A 22294-nucleotide genomic window follows, 5' to 3' on the forward strand; every position below is an offset into this window, starting at 1 on the left:
TTGAGACGAACGAAAAAACGGCTTGGCGAGATGCTCGTCGAGGCGGGAATCATCACGCAAGAGCAGCTAGACGAAGCCCTTTCGCAAAAGCGAACCGGAGAGAAACTCGGGGATGCACTCATGCGATTGAATTACTTGACCGAGACGCAATTGATTCAAGTGTTGCACGAACAATTGAACGTGCCGATCATTGCCCTATATTCTCAAGATATCAACGTGACGGTGACAAAGCTCGTGCCGAAAGCGATTGCTCAAAAGCACGACATCATGCCGATCGACCTTCAAGGCAATACCCTTCATATCGCGACGGCAGACCCGCTCGACTTGATTGCGATTGACGACGTGCGCCTGCAGACCGGGATGAACATCGAGGTCGGCATCGCCACGCGTGAACAAATCCGTAAGACGATCAGCCGGTACTACGAGATGGATGCCTCGCTCATCGAGATTTTAAAAGAAGAAGCGCCCGAACTCGAAAAGGAAGAGACGGTCTCTCGCGACGACGCACCGGTCATCCGGCTCGTCAATCAGCTGTTTTTGAGCGCGATTGACCAACGGGCCTCGGATATCCACTTCGACCCGCATGAGAAGCAGCTCCACGTCCGCTTCCGGGTCGACGGAGACTTGCGCACCGAAGCAGTCTATCCGAAAAAAATTCAAAGTGTCATGCTGACGCGATTAAAAGTAATGAGTAATCTCGATATTACCGAGAGCCGTCTGCCGCAAGACGGTCGCATCAAATATACGCTCCGGGAACGTCCCTATGACTTTCGGGTGTCGAGTTTGCCGACGATGTATGGCGAAAAGATCGTCATCCGGGTACTCGATTCGTCAGAAGGATTGACGGATTTGACAAAACTCGGGTTCGGGGACCAAAACGAACGGTTGTACCGGGAGATGCTGAAACGTCCGAACGGCATCATTCTCATCACGGGGCCAACAGGTTCCGGAAAATCCTCGACGTTATACGCTTCATTGAAGGAATTGAACGATGAGTCAAAAAACATCATCACAGTCGAGGACCCGGTCGAGTATCAGCTCGACGGCATCAACCAAGTCCAAGTCAATGCAAAAGTCGGATTGACGTTCGCTTCAGGTCTGCGCTCGATTTTAAGGCAAGACCCGAACATCGTCATGGTCGGGGAGATTCGAGACACGGAGACGGCCGAGATTGCCATCCGCGCGTCGCTCACCGGTCACTTGGTGTTGTCGACGCTGCATACGAACTCAGCGATCAGTTCGATCACCCGACTCATCGATATGGGCGTCGAGCCGTTCCTCGTCGCCGCCTCGACCTCAGGGCTCGTCGCCCAGCGGCTCGTCCGTCGCGTCTGTCGCGACTGCGGGCACGAACAGCCCGTCTCGAAACGAGAACAGGAGCTATTCACGGCAGAAGGTGTTCCCATCGACCATGTCATTCGAGGCAACGGCTGTGCATCCTGTAACTTCACCGGATACCGAGGCCGCCTCGCGATCCATGAAGTCGTACCGATTGATGAAGGGCTACGTCGGATGATTATGAACCAAGCGACCGAGGCCGAGATGGCCGACTATGCGAAGCAAGCGGGTGTCCGCTTCCTGCTCACCGATGGACTTGAAAAAGTCGCGCTCGGCTTGACGACGACCGAGGAAATCTTAAGAACAGTCATAACGGAGTGAAGAGATGATCCATCAATCGATAGAAGCTATATTGACGAAAGCGGTCGAACAACGTGCGTCAGATATTCATTTGACCGCCGGCTCACCGCCGATCATTCGGGTCGACGGAAGCCTGGTCACGATGGGTGACGAGAAAGTGCTGCCTCACCAAATCGAGGTGTATTTAAAAGAGATTATGACCGAAGAGATGCGAGGCCGTCTCGAGATGCAACGCGATCTCGACTTCTCGTTCGGTGTTCCGCGTGTGTCTCGTTTCCGAGTCAACACGTATTACCAACGGGGCACGGTCGCCATAGCGTTCCGATCCATTTCCGGGGAAATCCCGACGATGAACGAACTCGACTTGCCCCAAGTGCTAAAGCGATTGATCGAGAAACCGTATGGGCTCATCCTCGTCACTGGACCGACGGGGTCAGGGAAATCGACGACGCTCGCCGCGATGATCCATGAGATCAATCGGACGCAGCGTAAACGTATCATCACGCTCGAGGATCCGATTGAGTATTTGCATTCACATGACCAGAGCATCGTCGACCAACGTGAGATCGGTTCAGATGTGATGAAGTTTGTCGACGGCCTCCGTGCCGCACTCCGACAAGACCCGGACGTCATTTTACTAGGAGAGATGCGTGACCTCGAGACGATCTCGACGGCGATGACGGCCGCGGAGACGGGTCACCTCGTCATGGCGACGCTCCATACGTCGAGTGCGATGTCGACGGTCAGCCGAATCATCGATGCTTTTCCGGCCGAACAACAAGACCAGATTCGGACCCAACTCGCCAATGTGCTTCTCGGTGTCGTCAGTCAGCGCCTATTCCCGCGTGTCGATGTCCCGAAAGGGCGGGTCGCCGCGATGGAGATTATGCTTGGTAATCCAGCTGTCGCCAACTTGATCCGGAATGAGAAGGAGTTCCAACTTCCGACCGTCATTCAAACGAACCGGCAAAACGGGATGCAGACGATGGACATGGCGATCGAGCAGCTCGTCCGTCAAGGCGTCATCAACCCGAACGCCGTACCAAATGAGGAGAGGTGACTAAATGGCCATCTTCCAATACGAAGGCAAATTGCTGAACGGCAAACGCAAGAAAGGGCGAATTACCGCGCTCTCGCTCCGTGAGGCGAAAGAAAAGCTGCGCCAAGAATCGATTCTCGTCACCGAACTCGCTGAACTCGAGTCGACAGGATTGAACAAAGAAGTCAACTTGCTCCCGGAGCGGGTCAAAATTGAACATTTGATTATGTACGTGCGTCAGTTCGCCACGCTCATCCGGGCCGGTGTGCCGATTGTGCGAGCGACTTCGATTTTACGCGTTCAAACCGAATCGAAAATGTTGAAGAAGACGCTCAGTCAAATCGAGGATGATTTACGAGAAGGGATTGCTTATTCAGAGGCGATCAAGAAACACCCGCGCGTGTTCTCGAACTTTTTCAGCTCGATGGCACTTGCGGGCGAGGCGAGCGGAAACTTAGAAGAAGCGCTCGACCAAATCGGGCTCCAGCTCCAGAAACAGTATGACGTGAAACGAAAAGTCATCTCGGCTTTGACGTATCCGCTCGTCGTGTCAATCGTTGCGATTGGGGTCGTCGCGTTCCTCATGGTGAACGTCGTCCCGACCTTCGCGAGCATCTTCGGACAGCTCGGCGGGGAGCTCCCTCTCATCACGCGTATCGTCGTCGCCGTGTCAGATTTCATCGCGGCCTATTGGTGGCTCATCTTCGGCGGGGCGATTCTCGCATTGCTTATCTTCACGTGGATGTTAAAGCGCGACAAAGAGCGGTATGTGATTGATGGATTGCTATTAAAGATGCCGATTTTTGGGCCGATCGTCTTGAAGTCACAGATTGCGTTGTTGACGCGAAGTTTGGCTGTCTTACTTCAGGCGGCGGTTCCGATTTTAACGGCAATCGAGATTACCGAGAAAATCGTCTCAAACCGTGTCATTCGAAAAGGACTCGGCCAAGCCCGCAACATGATGGCCCAAGGGATTCCGCTCCATGAACCGCTTGAGCGGAATGACAGTTTCCCGCCGCTCATGACGCAAATGATTGCGGTCGGAGAAGAGAGCGGAGATTTGGACTCGATGTTGAACGAGGTCGCGGAGTTCTACGAGACCGAGGTCGAGACGACGACAGACCGATTAAAATCGATTATTGAACCGCTGTTAATTGTCGTTTTAGCGAGCATTGTCGGGGTCATCGTTATCGCGATTGTCGTCCCGATGTTCCAAATTTATGGGGATATCCAAAATCAGTAGAAATTTCTTAGTTTATGCAGATAAACTACTTTTCAACGCCAAATTTTGAATGTATAGTAAAATTGTTCTACTAGATTTAGTACTTCAGTAATGAATCCGGCACAAAATACAGCAAACTACACAAAAGGGGAGAATGAATCATGTTAGAGAAAATGAAAATGATTTGGCAAGATGCCAAACAATTGAAAGATGAGCGCGGACTCACACTCGTCGAGTTGCTCGTCGTCGTCGTCATCTTAGGAATTATCGCAGCCATCGCGGTTGTCGCGATTGGTGGGATTATCGAGAACTCGAAGAAAGATGCGATGGTGGCTGACGCGAAGCAGATGGTGAGTGCGGCGAAATTATATACAGCTTCTAACCCAGTTAAAAAAGACGCACCTGTTGAATTGGTTTTTGTAGGCAGTGAGAGTACAGGGGCTACTAAGGCAGATGGTTCACAATACATTTCACAACTCCAAGATCCATTTGGAACAGATTATACAACTGCTTTAGTGAAAATCACGGAAAATGGCGGGAAATATACTTACACTACTACTTTAGTTGGATCAAAGTTTAAAATTGAGAATAAAGGTGAAACTTCTCTTAACAAAGAAAGTTCAAACCTGACTGCTGTAACTTCACCATAATGTGTATTAATCCGGCTGGCGCTGGGCACTCGCTCAGCCTAGCCGGTTTTCTGTTTTTGGCATATACTTACAAGTAAGGAAGTGACCTTGATTGGTTGAACTTATAGGACTCATATATAGCCTCGTCCTCGGGGCCGTCATCACGTCATTCACGAACGTCGTCGGGCTCCGCGTGCCACGCCAACAGTCCATCGTCACACCGCGCTCGCACTGCCCGTCATGCGGACACGTCTTGTCTGCTTGCGAACTGATCCCGATTTTCGGTTATGTGTTCCTGCGTGGGAAATGTCGCGGCTGTGGCGGGCGGATCGCGCCGACGTATCCGCTCTTTGAATTGCTCGGAGCGGTCGGGTACGCCTATAGTTTTTGGCTGTATGGGTTTAGCCTCACGACGCTTCTCGCGTTCGTCTTCATGTCGACGCTTCTCGCTTTGGCGATGTCGGACTTGTCGACAATGCTCGTGCCGAACGTCATCTTGCTGTTCACGGCACCGGTCCTCATGTTGCTCGCTTATAGCGCAGGTGTGGTCTGGTGGAGCCCGCTCGCCGGAGCGGCGCTCGGTTTTTCCGTTCTGGCCACCGTATTTTTCGTATCCAAGGGGGGACTCGGCGCAGGTGACGTCAAACTATTTACGGTAATCGGGCTCGTGCTCGGACCGCGCGACGTCCTCGTCGCCTTATTTTTATCGAGCTTGATTGGAGCAGTCGTCGGACTGACGCTCATCGGCTTGAAACGGATGAATCGGAAACAGCCGATTCCGTTCGTGCCGTCGATCGCACTCGGCACGATGCTGACGTTTTGGTTCAGCGAACGATTTTTTGATTGGTATTTTGATTTGATGTAGGGGGAAACCAGCATGAGCCGGTCTATAGAGAAAGGAACGGTCGCGTATTTCTCGTTCGATGCGCTCAGCATCCACGGGGCCGTGATTAAACAAGGCGTCTTCAAGCGAAGCGCTTCTGTCCAGTTAGCGAAAGGTGCTTACGCAGGGGGACGCATTGAAGACGAGAACGCATTCGGTCTCGCCTTCGACGAACTGTGCCGCAAAATTAAAGTACGAAAAGGGATGGTCTGCGCCGTGGATATGGCTGAGACCGAAGTCTTATCCCGGAAAGTCGAGATTCCGTCGACAATCCCGAAAGATGAGATTCGAGGCTATCTGTTCATGGAGATTGGCAGTTCGATCATCTTGCCGTTCGACGACGTCGCCTTCGACTATGAGGTGCTCGGTGAGACGGACACGAAGACCGAGGTCATGCTCCACGCCGTCTCGGTCGATTTGACGAAAGCGATCCGCGCCTACATGAAGAAACGCGGGTTCCAATTGAAAAAAATCGTTCCGCGTCCGGTCGCCGTCGCGAACGGGGTGTCCCGTCTTGAAACGCTCGACCCGCTCAAATCGACGCTCCTCTGGCACGTGACGCCATTCGCGCACCAGTTGCTCGTCCTTGAGGAAGGACAGGTCCGGTTCATTCGTGCCATCGAGACCGACCTCCCGTACCGCGTCGAGACGACGGACGGACTGGTCACCTATACATATAACGGCTCCAACGAGGCGTTTGCGAATCAGACGGACGAATGGTTGAATGAACTTTCCCGTTTTCTCGACTTTTATCGCTACTCGCTTCGGACGGATGGGCGCCCGATTGATGAACTGATCATCTCTGGGACGGTCCCGAACCTTGACGACCTTGTCGAGACGATCGAGAGTGAGGCGATGGTACCGGTCAAACGGATTGCTGACCCGCTTCCGTTATCCCACGCAACGCCTCTGTCTCATCAGATGCTGCCGCTTCTTGGGATGGCGACGCTCGACAAGGAGCACGACGCCAACTTCATCAATTCGACCGATGTGACGCTACGCTGGCCGCTCATCGCGAGTCTCCTTGCCCTTTTGATTGGTGGGGGAGCGACCGGCTACTTGTTTTATGAAGTGAACGAACTTCAACAGAACGAGGCTCAACTCGAGGAACAACTGCAACTTGTCCGGATTTACCAGACCGAACAAGTGAACTCGAAAGGTCAGCAAGTCGTCTCGCTCGATCAGACGGTAACGGCGCTCTCGGCCGAAGAAAAGTTAGCCGTGCCGGCGCTCCGGGCGTTGACCGAGCAATTGCCGCCGACAGGATACGTGTTGACGTATAACTACGCCGACGGTTCGCTCATGAGCGTGCGCACCCAGTTCGAGACGCTCGCCGATTTGAACGTGTTTCAACGTTCACTCATGAACGATGTGCGGTTTGAGAACGTCAAACTGCTCGGCGTGACGACCGAGACGAAAGAAGAGACGGGGCAAGAAGAGACGAACGCCGACACACCGTTCAGTCCAGGCGTGCTCGATTCCACGAACGAACCGCTCCCGCGCTACATCGGCGAGTTCACCTTCACGTTCATCGATGCCGAACCGGAGACGCCGGAAGGGGAGACCCCAGATGACGAGCTACCGGACGGCGAGACAGAAGAAACGACCGATGAGGAGGTGGTGAGCGAATGAAACGTTCAACGATTTATTTGATTTTTACAATCTGTTTGTTCGCGGCGATCGCCGTACCATCTTATTACGGCTATGAGTATTTCATACACCGTGGTAACGTCAAGTCGCTCGAACGGGAACTGTCGCTCGAACAGACGAAGCTCGAGCTGTTGCGTCAAGAAGGGGAGGTTGTCGACGTCGCCGACTCGCAACGTCTACAGACGCGTGTCCCGACTGAACCGGCACTCGATACGGTTGTCGAAACGTTGTCTCAGGCGAGCCAACTGTCGGACGTCCGTGTGACGAGTATCGCCTTCGCTGACGGTATCCTTGCTGAGTCAGAAGTCCCGGAAGACATCGACGAGCCGGAACCGAACGACGTGAGCGCGACGGCTGAACCGGTCGAACCGGTCGAAATCACGCCGGTCAACGCCTCGTCGGTCCGCTCGACCGTATCGCTTCAAGCAGATACGTATGAGTCGCTCGTCTTGTTCCTCGAGTCGGTCGAGTCGATGAACCGGATTCATATCCTGCGTACGGTCCAGTTCACCGGACCGAGCGAGACGGGCCCGAATACGACCGAGACGGCTGAGCCGCTCGAGTTCACGGTCGAACTCGACGCTTTCTACCGGCCAGACCTCGATCAACTTATCGACGATCGTTACGTACCGGCGCAGACGTTCACCCCGAAAGACATCCCGGTGTACGATTATACGACGCCATGATCCGAACGTCCCTTCAAAAAAGAAGGGGCGTTTTTTTGAGGCGTCGCGGATTGTAAACGCCTGCTCGTTTGCCTACAATCGACAGTGAAGTGTGATACGGGAAAGAAGCCCGTTACGCACATATGGAAGGAGTCGTTACAATGAAAGCAACACAGAAACGTGTCATCCTCGCCTCGATGTCGCCGCGGCGTACCGGGCTGTTGAGCCAGGCCGGAATCAATCATGAAGTCATCCCATCGAACGTCGTCGAAGGGGCGAACGGTCGGGAACATCCGGACGAATATGTCGGACGACTTGCCCGTGAAAAAGCGATGGACGTCGCCCGAGACAACCGTGACGCCGTCGTCATCGGCTCAGATACGGTCGTCGTCTTAGACGGGATGATTTTAGAGAAACCGAAAGACCGTGATGACGCGCGGGATATGCTACAGCGCCTATCGGGGATGACCCATGAAGTACTCACCGGCGTCAGTATCATCGGACCCGAACGGCAGGACTTGTTCGTCACGACGACGTACGTCTCGTTCATCGACATCCCGAACACATGGCTCGACGGCTATCTCGATTCGATGGAGCCGTACGACAAGGCCGGTGCCTATGGGATCCAAGGGTCGGGCGGTCTGTTCGTCGAACGGATCGATGGGGACTTTTATAACGTCGTCGGTCTGCCGATTCGTCCACTCGTCGAGACGCTCGAACGACACGGGGTATCGCCGCGCTTTCTGTGAATGAAGCGAAAGTTGGTGAAGGAATGACCATGGTGCTCGACCGAAGTGTTGAATCCGCGCTCGCCCGGCTACTCCAAATCGGTGGCAGGGGCGGCGACCCACATGAGACGGCCCGGCGGCTGTCTGACGTGTATCCGACGCTCCGGGCGTTGTCGCAGGCGTCTGTGAGCGACCTCTGTCAAATCGAGGGCATGACGAAGAAGAAAGCCGAGCAGTTGCTTGCGGCGTTCGCAATCGGTCTCCGTTACGTCGAAGAACCGAAAGTGGAGACGCCGACGATCCGTTCGCCGCAGGACGCCTATGAACTGCTCCGTGATGAACTCCGGCTGTTGAATCAGGAGCATTTCATCTGTCTGTATTTGAACACGAAGAACCAGCTCATCGCCCGGAAGACGTTGTTCGTCGGTGGACTGAATTCGTCGATTGTCCACCCGCGCGACGTGTTCCGCGAAGCGCTCAAACTGTCGGCGGCGTGCTTTATCGCGGTGCATAACCACCCGAGCGGGGATGCGACTCCGAGCCGGGAAGACATCGAGGTATCGGAGCGGCTTGTCGAGGCCGGTCATATCGTCGGCATCGCCTGTCTCGATCACGTCATCATCGGGGAGGACCATTACGTCAGTATGAAGCAACGGGGCTATATGAACGGTTGACGTTAGCTAATATTGACCCATGAGCGTTCGTTCTACTTTTATTATCGATGCGGTCTTTCCGTTCGTCCTCTGCGCGTCGATGTGCTTACCACTACTTCAATCGGGTCTCTAACTCAGTATTCTAACGAAGCAGGCGCTTACACGTGCTTGCTTTTTGATTTGCGTTTTTGTCGAAAAGAAGGCACACTAATATACGGTGAGACAGGACTGAGATTCGCGTTATTGTAAATAACCTGTAATCGAATGAACGTTTTCAAACATGATTTTTCCGTTATAATAAAAAATAGTGTAACCAAGAGAGGAGCAGCACGTATGTTTCGTAGTTTTAACCGAGAAATCGGAATCGACCTTGGAACGGCAAATACGCTCGTTTATGTAAAAGGTCAAGGCATCGTTGTTCGTGAACCGTCCGTCGTGGCGTTCCGTACAGATACAGGTAGAATTGAGGCCGTGGGTAACCAGGCCAAGGATATGATTGGACGTACGCCGGGCAACGTCACGGCACGCCGTCCGATGAAAGATGGGGTCATCGCCGACTTCGAGACGACAGCGACGATGATCAAATACTTCATGGAGCAAGCGCAGAAGTCGAAGAGCGGTTTGTTCTCATCGAAGACGAACGTCATGATCTGTGTGCCAAGCGGCATCACGTCAGTCGAAAAACGTGCCGTGGAAGACGCAGCCAAGCAAGCAGGCGCGCGTGAAGCGTACACGATTGAAGAACCGTTCGCGGCAGCAATCGGTGCCGGTCTCCCGGTTTGGGAACCGACAGGCTCGATGGTCGTTGATATCGGTGGCGGTACGACCGAAGTCGCAGTGATTTCACTCGGCGGCATCGTGACGAGCCAATCGATTCGTGTCGGCGGTGACGAAATGGATGACGCCATTATTCGTTACATCAAAAACAAATACAACCTCATGATCGGGGAGCGGACGTCCGAGACGCTCAAAATGGAAGTCGGTTCGGCTCGCATCGACGCTTCGAACGAAGGGGAGAAGATGGAGATCCGTGGTCGCGACCTCGTGACAGGCCTTCCAAAACAAATCGAAGTCTCAGCCGCTGAAGTGTGCGAAGCACTCTCGGATACGGTCGAAGCGATCCTCGCAGGCGTGAAACAAACGCTCGAGCAGACGCCGCCGGAACTTGCTGCTGACGTCATGGATCGCGGCATCGTCCTCACAGGCGGTGGGGCACTTCTTAAAAACTTGGATGATGTCATCTCGGACGAGACACACATCCCGACGCTCGTCGCGGATGAGCCGCTCGATTGCGTCGCCATCGGGACAGGAAAATCTCTTGAAATGATGGACGTCCTCCGTTCAAAATCAGGCATCTCGTCGCGTCGATGAGTGGTGACACACGATGAGCCGGTTCGTACGCAATAAAAAGCTCATCATCACGCTGATCGGTATCATCTTATTCGTTGTGATTTTAGGGGTTTCGATTCGAGGACGGTCGGAATCCGCCTGGTACCAAGACGTCACGCGTGATGTGGTCGGAACGTTCCAACGGGTGTTCACGGTGCCGATCGGCTGGATGGATAGTACCGTGTCCTCGATTTCGAACGTACGAGATATTTATGAAGAGAACCGACAACTGAAACAACATTTGACGAAATATGCGGAAGTGTCGGTCGAAGCCGATGACCTGCGCCGTGAGAACGAAGAGTTGCGGCAAATGGTCGAGGCGTCCGACACGTCGCTCCGTGACTATGATTTGATTCCCGCCGAAGTGATCGGGCGTACGCCGAACGACTGGCAACGCTACGTGACGGTCAACGTCGGCGAAGAGCGTGGGGTCGAGAAAGGCATGGCCGTCACGGCCGCCGGCGGAATGGTCGGTCGCGTCATCCAGACGAGCGCTTACACGTCACAAGTACAGCTCCTCTCTGACAACAACCGGACGAACAACGTCTCGGCCGTCGTCAAAGATGCGGACGGCAAAGCGACGTACGGGACGATTGACGGCTTTGACAGCGAGACGAACGAGCTCTTCTTCACGAAGGTCTCTAATAGCGTCAAGCTGAAAGAAGGTGAGATCGTGTCGACGTCAGGTCTCGGTGGGCGCTATCCGGCCGGTCTCGTCATCGGTACGGTCGAGTCGATTGAGACGGACGAATATGGTGTGTCCCAAGTCGCCCGCATCAAACCTGAGGCGGACTTCAACGACTTCTCACAAATGTTTGTCATCGATCGAGCGCTCGACGAACCATTTTTGACAGGTCCCGAGGAAGGAGGAGCAGCGGGTGAGTAACATGAAAGTGTTCATCGCCCTGTTCCTCCTCTTTCTTATTGAAGGGACATGGGCCGCCATCTTCTCATGGCATTATGTGACGCCGTTTTTGTATTTGACGTTGATCGGCTTGATGTACGTCAGTTTGTATGGCCGCTGGGAGTCGGCGCTCGGATTCGGTCTCGTGTTCGGATTGCTGTATGACATCGTCTACACTGACTTGCTCGGAATTTACTTATTTACTTTTTCACTCATTCCTCTCTTAGTCAGCTTCGTGTTAAAATATATAGGTGAGAACTTCTTCTCGGTCGCCATCACGTTCACATTCATGATTCTCATGTTTTCTTTCGGAATCTTCAGTGTCATGACGGCAATCGGTGGGACGACCATGACCATTCAAACACTATTAGTTGAACAGATTCCAGGGACGCTCGCCGTCAATGCTGTCGCCATCGCACTGTTATATGTGCCGATGACGCGGTACGTGGCGCCGCGACCTGTAGCGAAAAGAGGGTAGCCATGATGGAGCGTAAACGACACATTACGATTAAAGGACATCGCAACGGGATTGCAATCCACTTCAATCCACGGAGTGGCATCGATGAGGTGCTCGGAGAGCTTGAGGCCACGTTACAAGAAATGGCGCCGCCTTCTGGGGAGATTGCACTCAAATTGCATGCGGGTACTCGTTATTTAGACGAGGAGCTGTCACGTCAAATTCGTGAAGTCGTCGCTCGTCATGGCGTTTTTTATATCGAGGAGCTATCGAGCGAGGTCATGCTGACCGAAGAGGCGAAAGCGACCTATGGCAAGAAGACGTTCCACTACCATAGCGGGACGATTCGAAGCGGCCAAGTGCTCGACTTCGACGGCTCGGTGCTCATTATCGGAGACGTCAACCCGGGGTCTGAAGTTCGGGCGACGGGCAGCATCTATTGTTTAGGGACGATACGAGGAAATGTGCGTGCCGGTGTCGAAGGATGGGAAGAAGCGGTCATCACCGCCAGTCTGCTCCATCCGAAGTTTTTAGCGATCGGTGAACATGCGCTCGCGTCGGACGACGGCGAAGAGCTTCCGGAGATTGAGATGGGATGCGCGTATCGGACGAATCAAGGCATTGAAATGACGCGTCTCCGTCAAGTCATGACTGGGCTGAAAGACGCATATGCAATGGAATTACAGAGAGGGTGAGTTTGATGGAGCAAGCAGTAGAGCCTGTACATACAGCGAAAGAAGTGAAGAAAGGTCGGGCCATCGTCGTGACATCGGGGAAAGGTGGCGTCGGGAAGACGACCACGACCGCGAACCTTGGAACGGGCCTCGCATTGTCCGGTCACTCGGTCTGTCTCGTCGATACGGACATCGGTCTACGGAACTTGGATATCATCTTAGGACTCGACAACCGGAGCATCTATAACCTCGTCGACGTCATCAACGGGCAGTGCAAATTGCATCAGGCGCTCGTTCGTGACAAGCGGTTCGAAGAGATGTATCTCTTGCCTGCGGCCCAGTCGAAAGACAAGACGTCGGTTCAACCGGAGCAAGTGAAAGAAATCATCGACCAGTTGAAGACGGAATACGACTTCGTGTTGATCGACTGCCCGGCCGGGATTGAGCAAGGTTTCATGAACGCGATTGCCGGCGCCGACGAGGCTGTTGTCGTGACGACGCCTGAGAAGGCAGCCGTTCAAGACGCGGACCGCATCATCGGCATGCTCGAGCAAGCGGAACACGTCGCGGCACCGAAACTGATTGTCAACCGTGTCAAGAACCACCTCGTCGAATCAGGTGACATGCTCGACATCGATGACATCATGCGTATCTTGTCGATCGATCTTCTTGGCGTCGTCGTCGATGATGAAGAAGTCATCGCCGCTGCGAACCGCGGGGTACCGGTCACGATGAACCCGGACAACAACGCCGGACAAGCGTACCGCAACATCACACGTCGCATTCTCGGCGAGTCGGTGCCGCTCATGTCGATCCAGACCGAACAAAAACCGGTTGGCTTTTGGACGCGGCTCATGATGAAGTTTGGAATGAAAAAAGCCTGAGGCAACGAAAGTTGCCTTTTTGTGTCGAAAGGAGAGATACGCGTGCGATTGATTTATGAACGGACCCCGTCCATTGAACGGGCCATGCTCGTCGACGGAGAGCGTCTGCTCGAAGTCGAGGAACGTTTCATCGACCAACTATCGATTGGGACGATTCTCGAGGCCGCGATTGAACGGATTCACCCGTCGCTCGGCGCCGCATTTTTAACGACCGGCGAGACAACGTTCTTCTTGCCGATTGCCGAGACGTTGAAAGCGCTCGAGGCGTATCCGAACGTGCCGGCCATCGGTCAGGCGGCCGTCGTCGGTGACAAACGGCTCGTCCAAGTGACGAAAGAAGGCATCAACGGCAAACATCATAAAGTGACGGAGAACATCCGTTTCGGCGGACGCTATATCGTTTACTTCCCATACGGGCGGCGCCAGCTTTATAGCCGCAAGCTCGACCTCGTCACCCAGGACCGATTGTCGAAAGTGTTCGAGCTCGAGGATGCGGAAGGCGTCTTGTTCCGGACCGAGTCGGGGCAAGCGAGCCCGGACGTCCTTCAAGAAGAACTCGCCTTGCTTCGGCGTCGTGCCGCGGACGTCATCACGGCACGACGCGGGCAGGACGAGCTGTTGTGCGAACAGTTCGTGCGTCGCCATGCGGTCGAGTCGGTTATGCTGAACGACAAGGAAGCGCAAGAGCGGTTGACGCGGCTCGAGGTCAACGTCGAACGTCATGTCGGCAAAGGCCGGATGAAAGAAGCGGTCCGGCTCGACGGGGCGATCGAGAAGCTCGGTCAGCGCGTCGTCTGGCTCGAAGGCGGTTCGTACGTCTTGATTGAGCAGGTCGAGACGATGACCGTCATCGACGTCAACAGCGGCAAGAACGTCGCCGTCAAAGACAAGGGACGGGCGGCCGACACAATCAACGAGGCCGCGCTCTATACGACGATGGAGCAACTCCGGCTACGCAATATCGGCGGCATGGTCGTTATCGACTTCTTACGCGGTTCAAAAGACGGGCAGGCCCGGCTCTTGAAGAAGATGAAAGAGCTCGGCGCCCGTGACCCGCGCCGTGTCGAAGTGTACGGTTTCACGCGTATGGGCTTGTTCGAGCTGTCCCGGGAACGCACGGGACGTTCGATTCAAGACCGGATGACCTACAACGGGAAGCCGTCGAAGCTTGCCGTCTTCTCTCGACTTGAACGTGCCTTGATGGAGCTTGCGCCGGAAGTCGAAGCGGTCGTTTTGACGCTCCCGAGCAAATGGCACGACGCGTCATGGGGCGATTTTGCCTGTACGGTCCTCCTCGTCGACGGGGAACCGGATATGGCGTTCTACGGGACGCTCGAGGAATGTCAGAATTTCGTATCTCGTCATTGACAACGATGAAACGAGAGTGGTATTATCTATAACGTTAGTTCGTTTGGAAGCACCCAAATGGCTACAACCGCACAGAACGGGTTGAAACGGTTTCGCCCTGCCCTGGATGGCGAGTCTGAGTTTAATAAGGAGGTGCACGTATATGTACGCAATCATCAAAACTGGTGGTAAGCAAATCAAAGTTGAAGCAGGTCAAGAGATCTACATCGAAAAACTCGATGCTGATGTCGAGGGTACTGTAGAATTCGGTGAAGTTCTTTTCGTTGGTGGTGACGATGTTAAAGTCGGAGCTCCACTCGTAGAGGGCGCTAAAGTTGTCGGTACTGTGGTAAAACACGGCCGCGCGAAGAAGATCACTGTCTTCAAAATGAAAGCTAAGAAAAACTACCGTCGTAAGCAAGGTCACCGTCAACCTTACACGAAAGTTCGCATCGAGAAAATCGAAGCGTAAGCTATGATTCGAGTAACGGTCAGACGAGACGAAACGAAGTCGATTCGTTCCGTCGAAGTGACAGGTCACGCCAACTTTGCTGAACCCGGTTCTGACTTGGTATGTGCCGGCGTTTCTGCCATCATCTTTGGGGCATACAACGCTGTCGAGGTACTCGCCGGTCAATCGCTTCTTGTAGAAATGGCAGACAAAACAGAGGGTGGCTACTTTTATGTCGAGACGTATCCTGACGTATCACCGGAGGATATGACTCGCACCCAATTGTTATTAGAAGGGATGCTCGTGCAACTAGACACGATCGCCCATAGTTACGGTGATTATATCCAAATTGAACAATAGGAGGTGGACCTCATGTTACAATTGAACCTTCAGTTCTTCGCATCGAAAAAGGGAGTAGGATCGACTAAAAACGGTCGTGACTCGATTTCGAAACGCCTCGGCGCTAAACGCGCTGACGGACAAACGGTTTCAGCTGGATCGATTCTCTACCGTCAACGCGGTACGAAAATTCACCCAGGTGAAAACGTCGGCCGTGGTGGCGACGACACATTGTTTGCTAAAGTTGACGGCGTAGTACGCTTCGAGCGTCTTGGTCGCGACAAGAAACAAGTGAGCGTTTACCCAGTTGCGTAAGTAGAACCACGCAGAAGACTCTAGCCACTTATTTGGTTAGAGTCTTTTTTACTAGTTTGACCTAGGAGAGGATTCCATGAACTCACAGGCAGCACTGAAACTATTATCTACCGTCCGTCACGAATGGATGAATCGGCTTCAGATGATCTCCTTGTATGCGGCCCTCGAGCCTGAAAAACTCGAGGAGCTGTACGAGCGATATCGTCAGCACGCCGACGAGGAGAGTGCGCTCATTCGCTTGGATTTGCCGACGACGAGTCTCGTCCTCATGCAAGCGAACTGGGAAGGACGGTTGACCTATAAGGTATCAGCCGACCGCGTGTCGCTCGACGACGCGCGCGTGGCGGACAAACTTGTCCGTCTTCTGTCAGGAACGGATGGACCGATTCATGTGACGTTCACGGACGGACTGATGGTCCGCGTCTTCGGTCATGTGCCGGACGACGTGTTCACGTCAGACGAAGTGTACGAGCAGACAGTAGAATGTTCTACGTTCGTTATAAAGGAGGGGAATTAAATGTTTGTCGATCAGGTTAATATTTTTGTAAAAGCTGGAGACGGTGGTAAAGGGATGGTCGCGTTCCGCCGCGAGAAGTATGTTCCAGACGGTGGACCAGCAGGAGGAGACGGCGGTCACGGTGGTGATGTCGTATTCGAAGTAGAAGAAGGATTGCGCACGCTCGTAGATTTCCGCTTCTCGAAAAAGTTCATCGCCCATGACGGTGAAAAAGGGATGTCGAAAGGTATGCACGGACGAAAAGCGAAGCCGCTCGTCGTCAAAGTCCCACCAGGTACGATCGTGTTCGATGCATCGACCGATACGGTCATCGCCGACCTTACCGAGCACGGCCAACGGGCCACGATCGCCAAAGGCGGACGCGGTGGCCGCGGGAACTGTCGTTTCGCGACGCCAGCCAACCCGGCACCAGAAATCGCCGAGAACGGAGAGCCAGGTCAAGAGCGCGAATTGCGTCTTGAGTTGAAATTGCTCGCTGACGTCGGTCTCGTCGGATTCCCGTCAGTCGGGAAATCGACGCTCTTGTCAGTCGTCTCGTCGGCACGACCGAAAATCGGCGCGTACCACTTCACGACGATCACACCGAACCTCGGTGTCGTCAAGACGGCGGACGACCGTGACTTCGTCATGGCCGATTTGCCAGGACTCATCGAAGGGGCGAGCCAAGGCGTCGGTCTCGGTCACCAGTTCCTGCGTCACATCGAGCGGACGAAAGTCATCGTCCACATGATCGATATGAGTGGCATGGAAGGGCGCGACCCGTTCGAAGACTACACGACGATCAACCGTGAGCTCGAGTCGTATAACTTACGCCTCCTCGAGCGTCCGCAAATCGTCGTCGCCAACAAGATGGACATGCCGGATGCGCCGGAATTGCTTGAAGAGTTCCAGAAGAAAGTCGGAGACGACGTCAAAGTCTTCCCGATCTCGGCACTCGCCAAAGAAGGACTTCGCAACTTGCTCATCGAAGTAGCTAACCTTGTAGACTCGACACCTGAGTTCCCACTCGAAGAGCTCGAAGAGAAGACGGCCACACCACGTGTCGTTTATCGTTACGAGAAGGAAGAGAAGGGGTATCAGATTCATATTGATGAATACGAACGCTTCGTGATCACAGGGCCGCGTATCGAGAAGCTCTTCAAGATGACGAACTTCGATCACGATGAGTCGATTAAACGCTTTGCGCGTCAAATGCGTCAAATGGGCGTCGATGACGATCTTCGTAAACTCGGTGCCGAAGACAGCAGCGTCGTCGCCATCCTAGACTTTGAATTCGAATTCGTCGAATAATCTTTTTAATTAGGAAATGGAGTGTGAAGTAAACGTGGACCCTGTGCCCTCGTCTAGTTTGATTCTTTATGTAGTTTTAGTTATGTTGTCAGCCTTTTTCTCTTCTGCTGAGACCGCGCTCTCGAGTGTGAACCGCGTCCGGATGATTCGCATGTCGGAAGATGGGGACAAGGGCGCCAAGCGCGTCCTCGGCCTCGTCGACCGGTTCGACGATACGCTCTCGACGATCCTCGTCGGGAACAACATCGTCAACATCGGTGCTGCGACGGTGTCGACCGCGATTGCCACAAGCATTTACTCGGGCGGGACCGGGCTCGTCATCTCGACGTTCGCGACGACGGTCGTCATCTTGATTTTCGGTGAGATTTTACCGAAGTCGCTTGCGAAAGAGTTCGCGGAGAAGTATTCGCTTCTCATCAGCGGGATCTTATTGTTCCTCGTCAAAATCTTGAAACCGGTAACGATGATCTTTACCGGGTTGAAGAAATTGGTGCTCCGTATGATCGGGATGAACGACAAAGAACCGTCGGTGACGGAAGAAGAGTTGAAAGTGCTCGTCGATATGGGAGAAGAAGAAGGGGTGCTCGGCGAGACCGAAGCGGAACTCGTGCACAGCGCCTTCGCCTTTAACGACATCACCGTCGACGATGTGTTGACGCCGCGGATTGACATCCTCGCCGTCGACATCGACGATACGCTTGAAGAAATCAAAGACACGATCTTTAGCGGTGGACATTCTCGTCTGCCGGTGTATAAAGACTCGATTGACAACGTTATCGGGGTGTTGTCAGAGCGTGATTTCCTTCGTTCGATGATGCGTGATGAAGTGACGGACGTCCGTTCGCTCATTCGTCCGCTCACGTACGTATCGCCACAGACAAAATTGATTGAGCTGCTTCCTGTACTCCAGCAAAAACAATCGCACATGGCCATCGTCCTTGACGAATTCGGCGGGACGGCCGGTCTGATCACACTCGAAGATATGCTCGAGGAGCTCGTCGGAGACATTTGGGACGAGCACGACGAATCGATCGTCTATTTGAGACGACTTCGTGACGGCGTCTACGAGTGTATGGCCGACATGGATGTCGATGAGTTCGCGGATGAGATGGGAATTAAAGAACCTGAAGTAGATGCCAACACGATGGGTGGTTGGATCGTCGAACTATTAGGAGACATTCCAGAGAAAGGGGCGCGTGTCACGTACGATGACATGACGTTCACCGTTCTCCACGTCGAAAAGCGTCGGATTCGCAAATTGCTCGTCGAGACGGGTCAATCCGAACCGGTCGAACAAGCGTAAACGAACTGAAGGAGGGACCGCCAACCGGCGGTCCCTCCTTTTGTTTAGACGGTATGATGGCGCTCGACGCGTTCGAGCAGTTCGTAAGGGCGTACTTTGTAGATGGCGTGCGGCATATACGTCGGATCGATCGCATCAAGCAGGCGCATCTGGAAATGATCGCGCTTGATATAGTCGCCGACGTTCGAGGCGTCGACCTTGAAGAAGCCGACTTCTTGCGTCTCGCCTGCTTGCGGTTGCAGGTCGCCCGAGACGTAGCGCGCGCGGAACGTGACGCAGAGCACGCGTGAGGAGACGTTTTGATAGATGCCGGTGATTCCGTCGACCTCAATCTCAATCCCGGTCTCTTCTTTTACTTCGCGATGGACGGCGTCGACGATCGATTCATGTTCCTCGACTTGTCCGCCCGGCATCTCATACGTGTCATTCCGGTGCGTGTTCTGAACGAGGAGTACCTCGCCGTCGGCGTTCGTGACGTAGGCCGTCACAGAGACGATGGTGCGCGGCGGGGTGTAGTGACCGGTCGGCATCATGAACTCCTCGCTCGACTTGATATATAAGTCTTTGCCGAGACGGGCACGCTTCTTCATCGCCTCACGGCGGAGGCTACTCGAACGGTAATCGCGTTCGACTTGTTCGTAATGCTCGCGGTCACGATATTCCCAGAGGGCCATGACCTCGCTCTTGTCTTCGGTCACCCAACGACCGACGAGACGGGCGCCGTGCGATACCTGGATCGGATACAGGTATGTATGGAAAAACTCGGTGAATTCATCTAAGCGTTCAGGACGGATGGTGTACGTTTTTCGACGATGGAACATGGTAATTCCTCCTTTGAAGGTGGTCATCTCTATTCCGAGAAAAAAACGCTTTCCTCACTGTTCTTAATTCGGTACCGGATTCGTTTTTCCCTCTATTCAAAAAAAGTCAGCTCGAGCGCATGCGCTCAGGCTGACTTTTTAAATAGACGCGGATTTGCGCGGATATAGCGGATGAGGACATATAGTCCGATGGCGGTGCCGACGTACGGCAAGAATCCGTGTGTGACTTCACCGATGTGCCGCCAATTGTCGCCAAGCATCATCCCGAGTTTGACGAACACGAACGACCAGACGGCGAAGACGGCGACCGTCACCGTCAAAAACTTCCGGAACGACAAGCGCATCACGCCGGCGCTGACGGCGAACAGTTGGCGCCAAATGACGCTCAGACAGACGATCCAGGCGCCATACGTTTCGAACCACGTCTCGGCGCGTTGCTGTTTCGCCTCACTGATGCGGAACGACCGATAGAGACGGAGGGCGACAGGGCGTCCCCCGTAGCGGCCAATCCCATATAAGACGATTTGACTGATGACGAACGCCGCCCATGCGAGCGAGACGACGAACAAGAACGAGGTGTCGAGAGATCCGGTCAGGTAGCCGCCGTAGGCGAGCACGAGCTCGTTCGGAATCAGTTGGATGAAGATACCGAGCGGGACGCTAAAGACGCCGCACCCGATCAACAGTTGCTCGAGAAAGTGCCACATGACCGTTTCCCCCTTTCCAAATTTTGTACAGGATGCATTCCATCCATCAGTATAACGAACAGGAGTCGAAAGCAAAAGAAAAGATGTCACGTATTTGTGACATCTTAGTCGAGCTCGGAGACGAGAACGCCGAGCCGCTCGAGTTCCGAGATGGCGGCATCAATGGCGTCTTCGCTATCGGCCTCGAGCGTGTGGATATGCAAACCGCCTGTCAAATGCGACAACGGGGCGGCCTGGTTCGCCTCGACCCGTTCGAGGAAAGCCCGGACGTCGCGACGGCTCTTCACCATCAACTGGCCCGTCAACGAACCATAGACCGGGTGATCGATAATGACGTCCCGAATCGTGACGCCTTCGTCGACGATAGCGTTCATTTCCGCTTCCATGTCCTCGGCCTCGTGGCGACAGACGATTTTACGGGTGCAGGCGGACGGGGACGCCTCACCCGGTAGATAGACGTACCCACGGGCGGTCGCGACGATTTGATGGCCCTTCGCCTTCAAGAGCGACAAGTCTTGGACGACGACTTGTCGACTGACGGCGACGCGGCGGGCGAGTTCGGAGCCGGTGATCGGCTCGGTGCTCTGTTCAATCATTTCTAGTAACGTGCGCCGGCGTTCTTCACCGGCTAAGCGTTTGTTCATATGATCCTACTCTCCTTGCTAAAGTGACAATGGCTTCGGCGAGTGCCGTCGTGGCCTCGATGGTCGTGGCTTCGCCGAAAGAAATGCGGACGAGTCCGTGGCAGGTGCTCGTCTCATAGCCGAGCGACTCGAGCATCCGGTTCGGTCCGTTCTGGCCGGCCCGACAGGCCGACCCTGCCGAGACTTGGAAGCCGAGCCCGTCGAGTTCGGTCATCCACCATTGCCCGTCCCGCTGTTTCGAGACAAACGAGAAGATGGCGGGGCTCTGCTGATCGAACTCGAGCCAATCCACGTAAGACGATGTCTTCTCTTTCAAGATAGCACGAAACGCCAAGAAATTTCTTTCATGACGTGTCCGCGCCTCGTGCCGGTCGGTGAACGCTTTGACGAACGCACAGATGCCGGGCACGTCAATCGTGCCGGGGCGGATGCCGTACTGGTGGTGTCCCGGATAATAGGGTGGGGGCAACAGCATTTCCATATAGAGGCCACCGACGCCTTTTGGACCGCCGACCTTATGGGCGCTGAAGGAATAGGCATCGATTCCATCGACGGAGACCGGGATTTTGCCGAGCGCCTGGACGCCGTCGACGTGAAGCAACACTTTCTTATATTTCAATTGGCAGAGAATGTTGTGGAGCGGGAGCGTCCATCCCGTGTCCGAGTTGACGTGCTGGAACGTCACGAGCCCGATATTACGGTCGAGCAGACGTGTGAACGTCTCGTGGTCGAACCGTCCGTCTTTCAGTTTCAGGCGATGGACGGTCACGCCTTCGGCTTCCCACTCGTCAAGCAGAAGTGCGACTGAGTCGTGCTCTTGCCACGACGTGATCACTTCACTGCCTTTCATGCGCTTACGGAGACTCGTGAGGGCGATATAGTTGCTTTCGGAGCCGCTCCCGGTGAAGAGGAGCTTGCCGCGAAGCATGTCGAGGCCGAGTGCCTGCTTCACCAGTCGTCTTGCCTCGGTCAAGTAATCCTCAGCCATATAGCCGTGCGTGTGAAGGGAAGACGGGTTACCGTATACACTCTGCGCCATGGCCACGTAATGGTCGAGGGCGGATTTTGTCATCGGGTGCGTCGCCGCGTAATCAAAGTAACGGTTCATCGTAAGTTCCCCTTTTCTCATGTTGTCTTCTTCACAA

General features: G+C 54.1%; 25 protein-coding genes and 1 other annotated feature. Of the genes, 21 read left to right on the forward strand and 4 right to left on the reverse strand.

All coding sequences use genetic code 11. The annotated features are described in order from the left end of the window. The 21 genes from DPV68_RS05395 (at position 1) to DPV68_RS05495 (ending at position 18977) form a co-directional block, all read left to right on the forward strand. A complete protein-coding gene (locus DPV68_RS05395) occupies positions 1 to 1659 on the forward strand; it encodes a GspE/PulE family protein (protein ID WP_114165777.1) in 1659 nt (552 codons plus the stop codon). Positions 1660 to 1663: 4 nt separating this feature from the next. Beyond that, positions 1664 to 2698, forward strand: a complete 1035-nt coding sequence (locus tag DPV68_RS05400; RefSeq protein ID WP_114165778.1) for a type IV pilus twitching motility protein PilT — start codon at positions 1664 to 1666, stop codon at positions 2696 to 2698. A gap of 4 nt (positions 2699 to 2702) precedes the next feature. Next, positions 2703 to 3920 (forward strand): type II secretion system F family protein, encoded by a 1218-nt coding sequence (locus DPV68_RS05405; protein ID WP_114165779.1) that lies wholly within the window; start codon positions 2703 to 2705, stop codon positions 3918 to 3920. A 140-nt stretch (positions 3921 to 4060) separates the two neighbouring features. Continuing rightward, positions 4061 to 4549, forward strand: coding sequence for a prepilin-type N-terminal cleavage/methylation domain-containing protein (locus DPV68_RS05410; RefSeq protein ID WP_114165780.1), 489 nt, complete (start codon positions 4061 to 4063; stop codon positions 4547 to 4549). Positions 4550 to 4640: 91 nt separating this feature from the next. Then, positions 4641 to 5393 (forward strand): prepilin peptidase, encoded by a 753-nt coding sequence (locus DPV68_RS05415; protein ID WP_114165781.1) that lies wholly within the window; start codon positions 4641 to 4643, stop codon positions 5391 to 5393. A 12-nt stretch (positions 5394 to 5405) separates the two neighbouring features. Then, positions 5406 to 7043: a pilus assembly protein PilM gene (pilM, locus tag DPV68_RS05420; protein ID WP_114165782.1), complete on the forward strand. Its 1638-nt coding sequence runs from the start codon at positions 5406 to 5408 to the stop codon at positions 7041 to 7043. Further along, on the forward strand, positions 7040 to 7747 hold the full coding sequence (locus DPV68_RS05425; protein WP_114165783.1) for a hypothetical protein: 708 nt from the start codon (positions 7040 to 7042) through the stop codon (positions 7745 to 7747). Before pilM ends, DPV68_RS05425 begins: the two co-directional genes overlap by 4 nt. A 140-nt stretch (positions 7748 to 7887) precedes the next feature. Next, positions 7888 to 8475 (forward strand): Maf family protein, encoded by a 588-nt coding sequence (locus DPV68_RS05430; RefSeq protein ID WP_232819513.1) that lies wholly within the window; start codon positions 7888 to 7890, stop codon positions 8473 to 8475. After that, positions 8472 to 9128 carry a RadC family protein gene (radC, locus tag DPV68_RS05435; protein WP_232819514.1) on the forward strand — a complete coding sequence of 219 codons (657 nt, stop codon included), beginning with the start codon at positions 8472 to 8474 and terminating at the stop codon, positions 9126 to 9128. The genes DPV68_RS05430 and radC overlap by 4 nt, the downstream gene beginning before the upstream one ends. A gap of 312 nt (positions 9129 to 9440) precedes the next feature. Further along, complete coding sequence (locus DPV68_RS05440) at positions 9441 to 10478, forward strand: rod shape-determining protein (RefSeq protein WP_114165785.1); 1038 nt, start codon at positions 9441 to 9443, stop codon at positions 10476 to 10478. Between the two features lie 13 nt (positions 10479 to 10491). Next, entirely contained in the window at positions 10492 to 11382 is an 891-nt protein-coding gene (gene mreC, locus DPV68_RS05445; RefSeq protein WP_114165786.1) for a rod shape-determining protein MreC, read from the forward strand. Position 11383: 1 nt separating this feature from the next. Further along, the gene (mreD, locus tag DPV68_RS05450; protein WP_114165841.1) at positions 11384 to 11878 is read left to right on the forward strand and encodes a rod shape-determining protein MreD; all 495 of its coding nucleotides are present in this window, start codon (positions 11384 to 11386) and stop codon (positions 11876 to 11878) included. A gap of 5 nt (positions 11879 to 11883) precedes the next feature. Continuing rightward, positions 11884 to 12552 (forward strand): septum site-determining protein MinC, encoded by a 669-nt coding sequence (locus tag DPV68_RS05455; protein WP_232819515.1) that lies wholly within the window; start codon positions 11884 to 11886, stop codon positions 12550 to 12552. A gap of 5 nt (positions 12553 to 12557) precedes the next feature. Next, positions 12558 to 13415, forward strand: a complete 858-nt coding sequence (gene minD / locus DPV68_RS05460) for a septum site-determining protein MinD (RefSeq protein WP_114165788.1) — start codon at positions 12558 to 12560, stop codon at positions 13413 to 13415. A 42-nt stretch (positions 13416 to 13457) separates the two neighbouring features. Beyond that, a complete protein-coding gene (locus DPV68_RS05465; RefSeq protein ID WP_114165789.1) occupies positions 13458 to 14783 on the forward strand; it encodes a ribonuclease E/G in 1326 nt (441 codons plus the stop codon). Positions 14784 to 14838: 55 nt separating this feature from the next. Then, positions 14839 to 14910 (forward strand) — a sequence feature (ribosomal protein L21 leader region). Between the two features lie 15 nt (positions 14911 to 14925). Then, entirely contained in the window at positions 14926 to 15234 is a 309-nt protein-coding gene (rplU, locus tag DPV68_RS05470; RefSeq protein WP_015881153.1) for a 50S ribosomal protein L21, read from the forward strand. A gap of 3 nt (positions 15235 to 15237) precedes the next feature. Beyond that, the gene (locus tag DPV68_RS05475; RefSeq protein ID WP_029595817.1) at positions 15238 to 15573 is read left to right on the forward strand and encodes a ribosomal-processing cysteine protease Prp; all 336 of its coding nucleotides are present in this window, start codon (positions 15238 to 15240) and stop codon (positions 15571 to 15573) included. Positions 15574 to 15585: 12 nt separating this feature from the next. Continuing rightward, positions 15586 to 15867, forward strand: coding sequence for a 50S ribosomal protein L27 (gene rpmA, locus DPV68_RS05480; protein WP_016508537.1), 282 nt, complete (start codon positions 15586 to 15588; stop codon positions 15865 to 15867). 76 nt (positions 15868 to 15943) lie between these two features. Next, positions 15944 to 16384 carry a Spo0B domain-containing protein gene (locus DPV68_RS05485; RefSeq protein WP_114165790.1) on the forward strand — a complete coding sequence of 147 codons (441 nt, stop codon included), beginning with the start codon at positions 15944 to 15946 and terminating at the stop codon, positions 16382 to 16384. After that, positions 16385 to 17674: a GTPase ObgE gene (gene obgE / locus DPV68_RS05490; RefSeq protein WP_114165791.1), complete on the forward strand. Its 1290-nt coding sequence runs from the start codon at positions 16385 to 16387 to the stop codon at positions 17672 to 17674. A gap of 58 nt (positions 17675 to 17732) precedes the next feature. Further along, positions 17733 to 18977 (forward strand): hemolysin family protein, encoded by a 1245-nt coding sequence (locus DPV68_RS05495; RefSeq protein ID WP_370447064.1) that lies wholly within the window; start codon positions 17733 to 17735, stop codon positions 18975 to 18977. Between the two features lie 44 nt (positions 18978 to 19021). On the opposite strand, the gene DPV68_RS05500 is transcribed toward DPV68_RS05495, so the two are convergent. From DPV68_RS05500 to DPV68_RS05515, 4 genes are all read right to left on the reverse strand, one after another. After that, positions 19022 to 19798 carry an NUDIX domain-containing protein gene (locus DPV68_RS05500; protein ID WP_114165793.1) on the reverse strand — a complete coding sequence of 259 codons (777 nt, stop codon included), beginning with the start codon at positions 19796 to 19798 and terminating at the stop codon, positions 19022 to 19024. Between the two features lie 125 nt (positions 19799 to 19923). Beyond that, complete coding sequence (locus tag DPV68_RS05505; RefSeq protein WP_114165794.1) at positions 19924 to 20505, reverse strand: DedA family protein; 582 nt, start codon at positions 20503 to 20505, stop codon at positions 19924 to 19926. A 104-nt stretch (positions 20506 to 20609) separates the two neighbouring features. After that, positions 20610 to 21149, reverse strand: a complete 540-nt coding sequence (locus tag DPV68_RS05510) for a transcription repressor NadR (RefSeq protein ID WP_114165795.1) — start codon at positions 21147 to 21149, stop codon at positions 20610 to 20612. Beyond that, complete coding sequence (locus tag DPV68_RS05515) at positions 21127 to 22257, reverse strand: cysteine desulfurase family protein (protein WP_232819516.1); 1131 nt, start codon at positions 22255 to 22257, stop codon at positions 21127 to 21129. The genes DPV68_RS05510 and DPV68_RS05515 overlap by 23 nt, the downstream gene beginning before the upstream one ends. Positions 22258 to 22294 lie beyond the last annotated feature (37 nt).

The sequence above is a fragment of the Exiguobacterium sp. TNDT2 genome, from assembly GCF_003331145.1.
Lineage (GTDB): Bacteria > Bacillota > Bacilli > Exiguobacteriales > Exiguobacteriaceae > Exiguobacterium.

Bases quoted from the DNA above. Each gene is read 5' to 3' on its own strand.
- DPV68_RS05400 (WP_114165778.1), top strand. From the start codon at position 1,664: ATGATCCATCAATCGATAGAAGCTATATTGACGAAAGCGGTCGAACAA.
- DPV68_RS05405 (WP_114165779.1), top strand. From the start codon at position 2,703: ATGGCCATCTTCCAATACGAAGGCAAATTGCTGAACGGCAAACGCAAG.
- DPV68_RS05410 (WP_114165780.1), top strand. From the start codon at position 4,061: ATGTTAGAGAAAATGAAAATGATTTGGCAAGATGCCAAACAATTGAAA.
- pilM (WP_114165782.1), top strand. From the start codon at position 5,406: ATGAGCCGGTCTATAGAGAAAGGAACGGTCGCGTATTTCTCGTTCGAT.
- DPV68_RS05425 (WP_114165783.1), top strand. From the start codon at position 7,040: ATGAAACGTTCAACGATTTATTTGATTTTTACAATCTGTTTGTTCGCG.
- DPV68_RS05430 (WP_232819513.1), top strand. From the start codon at position 7,888: ATGAAAGCAACACAGAAACGTGTCATCCTCGCCTCGATGTCGCCGCGG.
- DPV68_RS05440 (WP_114165785.1), top strand. From the start codon at position 9,441: ATGTTTCGTAGTTTTAACCGAGAAATCGGAATCGACCTTGGAACGGCA.
- mreC (WP_114165786.1), top strand. From the start codon at position 10,492: ATGAGCCGGTTCGTACGCAATAAAAAGCTCATCATCACGCTGATCGGT.
- mreD (WP_114165841.1), top strand. From the start codon at position 11,384: ATGAAAGTGTTCATCGCCCTGTTCCTCCTCTTTCTTATTGAAGGGACA.
- DPV68_RS05455 (WP_232819515.1), top strand. From the start codon at position 11,884: ATGGAGCGTAAACGACACATTACGATTAAAGGACATCGCAACGGGATT.
- minD (WP_114165788.1), top strand. From the start codon at position 12,558: ATGGAGCAAGCAGTAGAGCCTGTACATACAGCGAAAGAAGTGAAGAAA.
- rplU (WP_015881153.1), top strand. From the start codon at position 14,926: ATGTACGCAATCATCAAAACTGGTGGTAAGCAAATCAAAGTTGAAGCA.
- DPV68_RS05475 (WP_029595817.1), top strand. From the start codon at position 15,238: ATGATTCGAGTAACGGTCAGACGAGACGAAACGAAGTCGATTCGTTCC.
- rpmA (WP_016508537.1), top strand. From the start codon at position 15,586: ATGTTACAATTGAACCTTCAGTTCTTCGCATCGAAAAAGGGAGTAGGA.
- DPV68_RS05485 (WP_114165790.1), top strand. From the start codon at position 15,944: ATGAACTCACAGGCAGCACTGAAACTATTATCTACCGTCCGTCACGAA.
- obgE (WP_114165791.1), top strand. From the start codon at position 16,385: ATGTTTGTCGATCAGGTTAATATTTTTGTAAAAGCTGGAGACGGTGGT.
- DPV68_RS05500 (WP_114165793.1), bottom strand. From the start codon at position 19,798: ATGTTCCATCGTCGAAAAACGTACACCATCCGTCCTGAACGCTTAGAT.
- DPV68_RS05505 (WP_114165794.1), bottom strand. From the start codon at position 20,505: ATGTGGCACTTTCTCGAGCAACTGTTGATCGGGTGCGGCGTCTTTAGC.
- DPV68_RS05510 (WP_114165795.1), bottom strand. From the start codon at position 21,149: ATGAACAAACGCTTAGCCGGTGAAGAACGCCGGCGCACGTTACTAGAA.
- DPV68_RS05515 (WP_232819516.1), bottom strand. From the start codon at position 22,257: ATGAACCGTTACTTTGATTACGCGGCGACGCACCCGATGACAAAATCC.